This window comes from Pseudorhodoplanes sp., from assembly GCF_035565855.1.
Taxonomy (GTDB): Bacteria; Pseudomonadota; Alphaproteobacteria; order Rhizobiales; family Xanthobacteraceae; genus Pseudorhodoplanes.
In genome coordinates this window covers 1-2,215 of sequence record NZ_DATMRX010000345.1, presented here as the reverse complement: position 1 = coordinate 2,215, position 2,215 = coordinate 1, and the positions used below count along the sequence as shown (strand labels likewise).

Genomic DNA, 2,215 nt, shown 5'->3' with positions numbered 1-2,215 from the left:
ATCATTCCGTTCAACCATCCCTTCATGTTCTGCGCCGGAAAATCGGCAGCCGCGCTCGCGACCGGCAACACCATCGTCGTGAAGCCGCCGGAGCAGGCGCCGCTGTCGTCGCTGCGCATTGCCGAATTGTGCGACGGGCTGTTCCCGCCCGGCGTGTTCAATGTCGTGCCCGGCGGCAAGGATGCCGGCGCGCGCCTCTCGTCCCATCCCGACATTGCGATGGTCGCGCTGGTCGGCAGTGTGCCGACCGGACGCGCGGTAATGAAGGCCGCCGCCGACACGGTGAAGCCGGTGCTGCTTGAACTCGGCGGCAAGAACGCGCTGATCGCCTTCGGCGATGCCGACCCGGACGAGGTCGCGGGGGGTGTCGTCGGCGGCATGAACTTCACCTGGTGCGGTCAGTCCTGCGGATCGACCAGCCGCGCGTTCATCCACGAGAGCATCTATGAGGCAGTTCTCGCGAAGGTGAAGGAGAAGGCCGCGTATTACAAACCCGGCATCCCGACCGACCCCGCCACCACCATGGGTGCGATCGTGTCGAAGGTTCAGTACGAGCGGGTGCTGTCGTATCTGGAGTCCGCGAAGAGCGACGGCGCGCGCGTGATCTATGGCGGCTCACGCCCATCCGACCCCAAGCTGAAGGACGGATTTTTCGTCGAGCCGAGCATCTATGCCGATTGCACGCCAGACATGCGGATCGCGCGCGAGGAAATCTTCGGTCCCGTGCTGTCGATCTTCAAGTGGTCGGACGAAAAGGCGATGCTGGATCAGGTCAATGCGGTCGAATACGGCCTCACCTGCTCGATCTGGACCAACGATCTCAACGCCGCCCATCGCACTGCGATGAATGTCGAGGCCGGCTTCATCTGGGTCAACGAGGTGTCGAAGCATTTCATCGGCGCGCCCTTTGGCGGATTCAAGCAATCCGGCATCGGCCGCGAGGAATGCATCGAGGAGATGTTCGCCTTCACGCAGGAGAAGAACATCCACGTCCGGCTGAAGGCGCCGAAGGCCTAGTGCTTCAGGCGCCGAACAGCGCCGCCGGATTGTTGCACAGGATGTTGCGCCGGACCTGCGGGTCCGGCGTCGCCCGGTAGAGCAGCTCCACGAGCTGCGTATCGGTTGGCATCGGCTTGGTATACTGGACGCGCGGCCAGTCGGTGCTCCAGATGGTCCGTTCCGGCGCGGCCGCGGCTATCGCGGCCATGAACTGCGCCGCATCGTCCCAGCCTTCGGTCATCGCCGAAACCCGGTCGCCGCCGGAGATCATGATCCACCAATTCTCGCCGCGCAGGTGATCGAGGAACAGCCGGCACACCGGCTGATCCAGCCCGCGCCTGATGTCCAGGTGCCCGAAATGATCGATCACCAGCGGGATCGTGGCCTCACGCAGCAGCGGGAACAGGTCGAGCCATTCATCCCCCGCGGCGTGAATCTTCGCGACCCAGCCCAGATCGCGGATCCTGCGGACCGTTCGCCGGAAGCTGTCCGGCGTCGGCGTCATGTTGAGCTTCTTCCAGAAATTGAAGCGCGCGGCCCGCACGCCGCCGTCATGCAGGCGTTGCAACTCGCGATCGTCAACGTCGTCGTCGATGATGGCAACGCCGCGATAGGCCGGGCCAGCCTTTGCAAGCGCATCCAGCAGCGCGCGGTGATCCGTGCCATACACCGTCGACTGCACGATCACGCCATGGGCGAAGCCGACGGCACGATGCATGTCGAGCGCAAGCTCGATGGTGGCCTCGGGGAATGGCACATAGGCCGAACCGGCCCGCGGCGGATAGCGTGCAGGATCGCCGAAAACGTGAAACTGGCAATCCCAGCTTCCGGGCGGCAGCGGCGGCTGCGGGGCAACGTTGTCGGTACGAAATTTCTGATAATCCATCGGAACAATTTCCAGCGTGTCGCGCTCGTGCGATCATGACACCTGACGATCGCGATTGGCCCAATACGGCGCGCGTAGCGCTTTCTTGTCGATCTTGCCGTTGAACAAGCGCGGCAGCGCCTCGAGAAAATCGATGCTGCGCGGCTTCTTGTAGCTCGCGATCCGCTCGCGGGTGTAATCGATCAACGCCGCCTCGGTCGCCTGTTTACCAGGATGCAGTTGAACGCAGGCCTTCACCGCCTCGCCCCATTGCGTGTCCGGCACGGCGATGACGGCAACCTCGGCGACATCGGGATGACCGCGCAGCACCTCTTCCACTTCCCAGGAATA

3 protein-coding genes are annotated in these 2,215 nt (G+C 63.7%); 1 reads left to right on the top strand and 2 read right to left on the bottom strand.

What is annotated here, in order from left to right; all coding sequences use genetic code 11:
• Positions 1 to 1,017: aldehyde dehydrogenase family protein (locus VN004_RS19705; RefSeq protein ID WP_325613770.1), on the top strand; the 1,017-nt coding region annotated here is incomplete at its 5' end.
• A gap of 4 nt (positions 1,018 to 1,021) precedes the next feature.
• On the opposite strand, the gene VN004_RS19700 is transcribed toward VN004_RS19705, so the two are convergent.
• Complete coding sequence (locus tag VN004_RS19700; RefSeq protein ID WP_325613766.1) at positions 1,022 to 1,885, bottom strand: amidohydrolase family protein; 864 nt, start codon at positions 1,883 to 1,885, stop codon at positions 1,022 to 1,024.
• Between the two features lie 33 nt (positions 1,886 to 1,918).
• Positions 1,919 to 2,215, bottom strand: a 297-nt coding sequence (locus VN004_RS19695; protein WP_414710362.1) for an AMP-binding enzyme, incomplete at its 5' end; no start/stop codon positions are given.